Genomic DNA, 8,178 nt, shown 5'->3' on the forward strand with positions numbered 1-8,178 from the left:
ATCGGTTACCCTTTCCGCTAAGACAACTTGTATGAATCGACCTTCGGGTCCGTGGCAGCCCTTGGCATCAAGGGAACATGAAAATGGCCGCATCCGCCTGGTCGCATTGACACCCTTTCCGTCCCGATGGTACCATCCCCCGCATGAAAAAAGGGGTCCTCTGGTTTCCACTGGCCACCGCCCTCTTGGTGATGTCGGTTTTCCTTCCTCAACGGGGATCCGCCGAAGTGGGGGTGGGGGCGGGGACGTCCTTCGGGCAGGGAAGCACGCAACTCTCGGTCTTCGGCGGGGGTGGATCCGCATTCAACCAGTCCTATCTCGTCCTGGGGGTGGGCGCGAATTATTATGTCCTTGAGGGCCTGGGACTCGGTTTGAATTTCGAGTCCTGGTTCGGCAATACCCCCGGCATTTACAAGCTCACACCGAGTGCGCAATACGTCTTCACCCAGGTTCCCACGGTGCAGCCTTACGTGGGGGTGTTCTTCCGGCGCGTGTTCATCGAAAACCTTTCCGACCTCAATTCGGTGGGTGTGCGTGGGGGGGCATACCTGCCGGTTGGCCCCAACACGCACTTCGGTCTGGGGGGGGTCTACGAGAGTTACCTGAACTGCAACGAGAGCTCCTACCATTCCTGCAGCGATTTCTACCCGGAGATCAGCTTCACCATCAGCTTCTGACCCGAAATCCCTCCTCATCATGAAGGAAAGGTTGCCCCTATCGCCTGTAAAGCCCGATCCGTTCCGTCTGGGCGAGGACATGCACTATCATCGCCTCTTCGATCCGTGCCTTCGTGGCGCCGGACTTCAAGACCAGAAGCTTCAAGGCGGCGCCGAGAGAACACCCCTGATTGTGCCGCTCAACTGCGTCAGGCGGTATGGTTTCGGGACGACGGCGCGGAAACCGAATCTTTGATAGTTCGCCATGATCGTGTCGTTGGAATATCCGCTGCAAACGATCGCCCTAACGTTCGGGTCGATTTCCCGGAGCCTCTTTACCGCTTCCTGGCCGCCCATGCCGCCCGGAATCGTAAGATCCATAAGTACGGAGTCGAATGGCTCCCCGGACGCCATCGCCGCTTGATAGATTTCAATCGCTTCCGTCCCGTCTTTCGCCAGCGTCACCGAGTAACCAAGGGTCTCCAGCATCCCCCGGGCGACCTCCCGGACAGCCTCCTCGTCGTCCATCACCAGGATTCTCCCCTTCCCCGTGACAAACCGTTCTTCTTCGGCACGCAGCAGCCGTTTTCCCTCCTCGGAGGCCGGCAGGTATATCTTGAAGGTCGTTCCGATCCCCAGATCGGATTCGACCGTTATATGCCCGCCATGGCTCCTGACGATGGAATAGCTTGTCGACAGCCCAAGACCGCTTCCCTTCTTCTTCGTCGTGAAATAGGGGTCGAAGATCTTCGAAAGGTGCTCCTTCGGAATCCCGGTCCCATGATCCATGATGGAAATCAAACTGTATTTGCCCTTCGCCAGCGGAAGGTCACCCTGATCGACGATCACATTTCCGCAGTACACCTGGAGGGTTCCCCCATCGCTCATCGCGTGGGCGGCGTTGATGATCAGGTTGTTGAGCACCTGGCTCATCTGTCCCTCGTCCGCTTCCACGGGCCACAGGTCGCCGGGGAACGAGAATTCGCACTTGATATTGGATCCCCGCAGGGCAAAGCTGGCCGATTCTTTCACCAGATCCTGCAGCGAGATCGTCTTCTTGAGGGGTGCTCCACCCTTCGAAAACGTCAACAGCTGATAGGTCAGGTCTCTCGCCCGTTGCGCCGCCTTCTCGGATTCCTCCAGCCGCTTGTGAACCTCGCTCTGGCGGTTCGCGTACATCTTGGCCAGCGCGATGTTCCCGAAGATCACCGTCAGGAGGTTGTTGAAGTCGTGGGCGATCCCCCCCGCCAGGATCCCGATCGATTCCAGTTTATCGGTCCTCGCCATCTCCTCGTCCAGTTTTTTCCGCTCCGAGATGTCTCGAGAGATGTTCGCGAGGGCGATCGGCTGCCCGGTCTTCGCGTCCTTGATGACGAAGGCGTGCATCTCGATGGGAATCGGAGTTCCCGTCTTGAAGTGCCGGATCCTGGCCTCGCCCGTCCACGTCCCTTTTTTGTGGAGGGACCCCAGCATCTTGTCCAATGTATTGGAGTCCTTTTCCATGGAATAGTCCTGAATCCCCGTTTTCCGGACTTCTTCCAAGCCGTCCAGGCCGACGAGCTTCTGTCCGGCCTTGTTCAGGTGTAAGACCTTCCCGTCCATCGAGGCGATTCCGATGAGATCGGTGCTGTGCTCAACGAGGGACATGAAGATCTGCTGCTCCTCCTCCGTCCGTTTGCGATCGGTGATGTCGCGGAATATGCCGATCTGGTACTGTTCTCCCCCAAACTCGACTGGATTCGCGCTGATATCCGCGTAGAATACGCTGCCATCCTTTCTCTTCACGGGCAGGTTTTCGGCGACCCGTATTTCGCCCCGGTTTTGTCTGTTGAATTCCGCAATGACATGGGGAAGGTCCGGGGCAGGATGGATGTCCTCTACACCGAAGCGAAGCAGTTCTTCTCTGGTGTATCCGAGCATCTCGCAGATGGCATCGTTGGCCTCCACGAATTTCTTCGTGGACACCTTGGGGATGAGGATCCCTTCATTGGCGGCATCGAAAATACCGCGGAACCTCTTCTCGGATTCCCGCAAGGCGACCTCGGCCCGCTTCCGGTCGGTGATGTCGCGGACGATGGCGGAAAACGATGGGGCCTCCCGTGGACCCCAAGTGCCGATGGAGAGTTCGATCGGGAATTCGGTCCCGTCCTTCCTCAGCGCGTTCAGTTCGACCGTCCTGCCGATGATTCGGGTTTCCCCCATCTTCAGGTACTGTTCCAGGCCCGCCTTGTGCGCGTTCCGATATCGTTCGGGGATGAGCATCGTCACATTTTTCCCGATGACCTCTTCGGATGCATATCCGAAGAGGCGCACCGCGGCGCGGTTGAAGAAGTCGATGTTCCCCCTCGAATCCGCGGTGAGCATCCCGTTGACCGCCATATCCGCGATCGTGCGAAACCGGTACTCGCTTTCCGCAAGCTTTCGATCGGTTTCCTTGCGCTCCGTGATATCGAGAAGCAACCCGTCGACATAATCGAAGGAACCGGTTTCGTTGTACATCATCTGCCGCCTGTCGGAGACCCACCGGATGTCGCCGTTCTTGTGCCTGATCCGGTATTCCACGCGGAGGATTTTCAACCGGTTCTTAACCGCTTCCCGGAAGGTTTCCTTCAGCCATTCCCGGTCATCCGGGTGGATGATCCCCGGCCAATTTACGGCCCCGCTCGTGAACTCCTCGGCGGAATAACCGGTAACCGGCTCCACCTCGGCACCGATAAAGGACAACGACCAGTCCGGATGTCCCCGGTAGACCATCCCTGGGACGTTGTTTATCAAAGAAAGCAGGCGGATACCAAGCTCCTGCTTCTCCAAGGCGGCCTTCTGCTCCATTCCCTTTTCTCGGGCCATCGAGATCCTACCGTTGAGGAGATACAACGATATTCAATATCGGCAGGAGAGGGCCATAACTTGCGTACTTTATACAAATACTGACCTGCCCCCCTCCAATCGGTCCGAGATGTGTTAATGCTCATCACAAACCTCGCGGGGAATTCCGCGGGGCGTGGCTCTCTCAGAGCCTCCAGCCGCCCTGTTGAGTCGATCTTGATGCACCCTCCCGGACTCTGTAGATCCTCTCGGCGGGGAAGGCCGGCTCGAAGAGATCGGCGGTCTTTTCGGGCAAGGTTTCCGTCCTGCCCAGGACGAGGTATCCCCCCTCCTCCAACGACGCGGCAAGGTTCCCGGCGACCGGGGGTCGTTGATCCGGGCCAAAGTAGGTGAACGCCGCGTTGCGGCACAGGATCAGGCCGAATCGTCCCGGGGAGCCGTCGCGCAGCAGGTCCATCCTTCGGAACAACACCGAGTATCTCACCTCCTCGCGGACGCAATACGAATCGCCCTCCCGGTTGAAATATCTCCTCCTGAGCGCGTCGGGGACCTCCCGGAGGCTGCTTTGCGGATAGCATCCTGCCGCAGCGCGCTCCAGGGACACCGCGTCAATATCGGTGGCAAGCAATCGGATGGGCGGCTTCTCTCCGGGCAGTTCCTCCCAGGCAATCCGGAGCGAGTACGGCTCTTCCCCGGCGGCGCATCCCGCGGACCAGATGGCCGCAGGTGTCCCTTTCGCGGCCAGGCGAGGGAAAACCTCCCGGGACAGGAGCTGGAACACCCTCGCGTTCCGGAAGAACCGGGAAATCGTGACGACCAGGAGGGAGCGGAACGCCTCCCGCTCCGACGGATCGCGCAGCACCAGGTCCCGGTAGCGTGGGAACTCGTGGGTCCCCGCCGATTCCATCCGGCGGACGATGCGCCTCCTGATGTTGCGGCGGCGGTACGCCGACGGGCACAGTCCAAAGGGAGGAAGCACCTCCGAGAGAAACGCGTCGAACTCATTCGAAGTCACTGTCGACCCCCTTATCGTTTGACCGGGCCCCTCCGGAACAGGCCTGATGCAACCGTTGCGTCGAACAATTTCGGCTAAGCGAGGAGATGGACGTTCGCTATCCGCACCCTCTCCAATCCCGCTTCCTTCGCAGCCTGCCAGCACCTGTTCGCGAGGGTTCTCGGCGTCCGCTCGAGTTCGACCATCCGGAAATGGGGATAAAAGGCGAGGAGACTATACGGGATGTCCCGGTCGATGGAGGCAATGAATTTTGCGACCTTCCCCACTTCCTCCTCGTCGATGTAGCCGGGCACCAGAAGGGTGCTCGCTATAAGGAGAGGCGGGATCGGTCGGCTCTTTGCCGATCTTGCTGCCCGTGAAAAGTTCTCCAGCGTCCTTCGGTTGGTAACCCCGGTCAGGGCGATGTGGAGGTTTTCATCCCATGCCTTCAGATCGAATTTGATACACCCCCCCGACTCGATCGCGAGGTTCACCAATTCATCCAGCAGACGCTCCTGCATGGAGCCGTTCGTCTCCCAGCAGAAACGGAGGATCGCGTCTTTCTTTTTTTCACGGGCCATCCGGGAGGCCCTGATGGAAAAGGGAAGTTGTGGCGCCGGGTCCCCGCCGAAATAGCAGATGCAGGCGGTGCGTTCGCCTACGTCGTCAACGAGCGCCGCCACGGGAGTAGTCCGCGGACGACGGGTCCCCAGTCGATACTGCCAGTTCTGACAGAAAAGACAGTCGAACGAGCAGGCGTGGAAAAATACGGCCAGGTTCGCAATCCCGGATTCCGGACCCCGGCAATGGGCGAACCTGGGGTAGCCGGCACCCGTTCCGCCGGGGCAGACCCAGTCGGCCACGCAATTCGTGGGGAGAGGATCGTGATACCAGGAGAGCTTCCCCTCCGACGGAGTTGCACCGGTCAGCTTTCCTCCGGTGTTGGTCCGAACGCCGCAGTAGCCCGGTTGCCCTTCGGGGATATGGCACTCGTTCACGCAGAGATTGCATGCGATCCCTTCCGGATCCCTGGGTGGCTGAATCGGCAATCCATGATCGATCCGGCTGCGGGCATGTGCCATCAAGGCAATGGGTAGGGCGTCGGAAGAACGTTCCCTGATGCACCTGAGGCACACGCCGAGCTCCTGGGATGTGCTTCGGGATTGATGGGAACAAACCCTGCAGGTACCCACGTCTCCCCGCTCTGGAACGAGAACTCCTACAGAAATACGATACCACGGGCCGGGCCAAAGGCCGGCGGTCTCCGTCATCGCGAAGGAAGCGATTTCAAGTCCGGATTTTAATCATGGAAAGTTTCGAAGAATCGGGGGGAAGGTTACTCCCGAAGCTTGCAAGTTTTATACATTACAATGGCCTGCCGATATCAAACGTAATCACCGATGACAATCCTTTTAGACTCTTCCTCCGTTTTGGCAAATTTTTTTCGAGCCAAACGCAACATGCCGACAGCGTTATTCTCTCGTTCTGATTTTCGTCGCTCAATGAGTATCCCGATGGGTTCTTTCCGCATGTTCTTAATATCCATCCGGTAGACCATTATGGTTTTTAACGGCCTCCGTTCTGGCTCCTTGCACATTTTTCCTTTTAGCACCTCCTCCTCGGTCCAACCGGACCCATTAATCAACCAATCGTTCTTCCCGATCTCTTTCATCTTGCCCTCCTAAGATTCTGCGAAATTTCTGCAATATTCGCACCAATGGATGGTGTGAACGTAGATGCTCTATATGAAAGGCAATGCCATTGTTAGTAATGGCTTTCGGTGGAAAGGAAGCGCCTTAATGGGAAAATGTTTGCCGAGAAATGGTGCGAGAAAATACTACATCTCCCTACCCACCGTATATGCGATCCCACCTGCCAATAGCCAGAACAGACCCCACGTTGGCACACGGAGCCATAATGGTTTTACCGCGATAAGGATGAGCCAGCCCATGGCGGGATACAGGCCCGTCCTGAGTTTCGGGTACCGTACCCCTCCTGCTGTGCCGTCATGTTGGCAGCGGGGCCAGGAGTTGAACCTGGAGTCCCCGTCAAATTGGTTGTCGGGTCATCAAAGCGTAAACTGGAAGTCGCCTAACCCTCCCGTTAAGCTGTATACGCCCAGGCCTTTTCCGGGGGGGACGCAACCTTCAAGTTGTATTAGGCTGTTCGAAGGCCCCCGAAAAGGTCCGATAGCCTGTTGTCCCGAAGTGCATTACTCCACCCAATGCAAAATCGGCGTTGCCAAAAACTCCTCCAGCGGAATTCCCTGCCCTCCGACGAGAAGCCTTCTATAGGGTCGAAAGTTTTTTGCGAATGCGTTCATGCCGGAATACTCCGCTCTCGCTCGCCCGCTCTTGACCTCGACGAGTACGATCCGATCTCCGCTTTGCAGGACGAAATCGACCTCGTGTCCCCGGTCGCGCCAATAATATATTTCCAACATCGTTCCTTCCGCGCCGTTCAACAAGTGCGCCCCCACCGAGGACTCGACGAGCCGTCCCCAATAATCACGATCCTTCCTGGCAGACGCGTAACTCAACCGGGATTGCGAGGTCACCAGAGCCGTGTTCAGCACCTGAAGCTTCGGACTCGATCCCCGTTGCAACACTTTCTTCCCCGAGAACTTGGGGACCCCCTTCAGCATCCCCGCGCCGGCAATCAGTTCCAGGTAGTGCGCCAGGGTCGTCGTATTCCCCGCATCCTGCAACTGCCCCAGCATTTTCTGGTAGGAAAGGATCTGGCCGGAATAATCGCATCCCAGCAGAAAGAGACGTCGCAGGAGCGCCGGCTTGTCCACCCGTGTCATCAGCAGAATATCCCGTGAGAGCGTCGTCTCGATCAGGGATTCGACGATGTATCGGGCCCACCGCTGCCGGTCCTCGATCAAGGCCGCAGCTCCCGGATATCCCCCGAAATAGACATACCGATCCACGTCCCACCCGAAGGCGTCCCGCATTTCGGCGAACGACCAGTGGGTCACGTGGAGGATCTCGAATCTTCCCGCGAGACTCTCCGTCAGCCCTCTCTGCACCAGCAGAGGCGAAGAACCCAGCAGTACACACTTCAACGAGACACCCTTCGCCGTGTCCTCGTCCCACAATCGCTTCACGACCTCCGACCAGCCGGGAACCTTCTGAACCTCGTCGAGGACAAGCAGGGCCCCTCCGTCCTTTGCTTTCAGACGCCCGAGGTCCCACTGCTGCTCGATCCAGGCGCGGTCCTGCAAGGTCGGCTCGTCCGCCGACGCATAGTGCGACCGGGTTCGACCCCCCTCCATCGCCTGGCGTGCCAGCGTCGTTTTCCCCGCCTGACGAGGCCCGGCCAGGACCTGCAAGAACCGACGCGGCTCTTTCAGTCTCGACTGCAATGTTTGAAACAAGGGCCTTTTATACAAACGAGTCTCCGAAATACAAATTACTCATTGTCTTGAGTAAATTTACTCGCGATCGAGTTCCTTTGTCAAATCCGATATATGTAGATCGATCGGACAAAACCAAATCCTATTGTATCGATGACCAACCCCATCACGCGATGAATATCGCCGAGGTTCACGGCACCCAGGAATCTTCCGACTCGCTGTGGAACGACTCGAAGATCGCATAGATGATACATCGTTGTGACCACAAAGGAGGGAACATTATGGCCAAGACGACCGGCCTCCAGTTCGTAGGCGTGCGGGAGTTCAAGGAAAAGCTGACGGGA

Annotated in this window: 6 protein-coding genes; 1 reads left to right on the top strand and 5 read right to left on the bottom strand. The window is 57.9% G+C overall.

Going from position 1 to position 8,178, the window contains the following annotated elements; all coding sequences use genetic code 11:
* Positions 1-143 precede the first annotated feature (143 nt).
* Positions 144-677 carry a hypothetical protein gene (locus A2Z13_06410; protein OGP81354.1) on the top strand — a complete coding sequence of 178 codons (534 nt, stop codon included), beginning with the start codon at positions 144-146 and terminating at the stop codon, positions 675-677.
* 141 nt (positions 678-818) lie between these two features.
* On the opposite strand, the gene A2Z13_06415 is transcribed toward A2Z13_06410, so the two are convergent.
* The 5 genes from A2Z13_06415 to A2Z13_06435 form a co-directional block, all read right to left on the bottom strand.
* The gene (locus A2Z13_06415; protein OGP81355.1) at positions 819-3,485 is read right to left on the bottom strand and encodes a hypothetical protein; all 2,667 of its coding nucleotides are present in this window, start codon (positions 3,483-3,485) and stop codon (positions 819-821) included.
* A 181-nt stretch (positions 3,486-3,666) separates the two neighbouring features.
* Entirely contained in the window at positions 3,667-4,497 is an 831-nt protein-coding gene (locus A2Z13_06420) for a hypothetical protein (protein ID OGP81356.1), read from the bottom strand.
* Positions 4,498-4,571: 74 nt separating this feature from the next.
* The gene (locus A2Z13_06425; GenBank protein OGP81357.1) at positions 4,572-5,669 is read right to left on the bottom strand and encodes a pyruvate formate lyase-activating protein; all 1,098 of its coding nucleotides are present in this window, start codon (positions 5,667-5,669) and stop codon (positions 4,572-4,574) included.
* 191 nt (positions 5,670-5,860) lie between these two features.
* Positions 5,861-6,148: a hypothetical protein gene (locus A2Z13_06430; protein ID OGP81358.1), complete on the bottom strand. Its 288-nt coding sequence runs from the start codon at positions 6,146-6,148 to the stop codon at positions 5,861-5,863.
* Positions 6,149-6,688: 540 nt separating this feature from the next.
* The gene (locus tag A2Z13_06435) at positions 6,689-7,870 is read right to left on the bottom strand and encodes an AAA family ATPase (protein ID OGP81359.1); all 1,182 of its coding nucleotides are present in this window, start codon (positions 7,868-7,870) and stop codon (positions 6,689-6,691) included.
* Between the last annotated feature and the right edge of the window lie 308 nt (positions 7,871-8,178).

It is taken from the genome of Deltaproteobacteria bacterium RBG_16_64_85, from assembly GCA_001798885.1.
Taxonomy (GTDB): domain Bacteria; phylum Desulfobacterota; class Deferrimicrobia; order Deferrimicrobiales; family Deferrimicrobiaceae; genus FEB-35.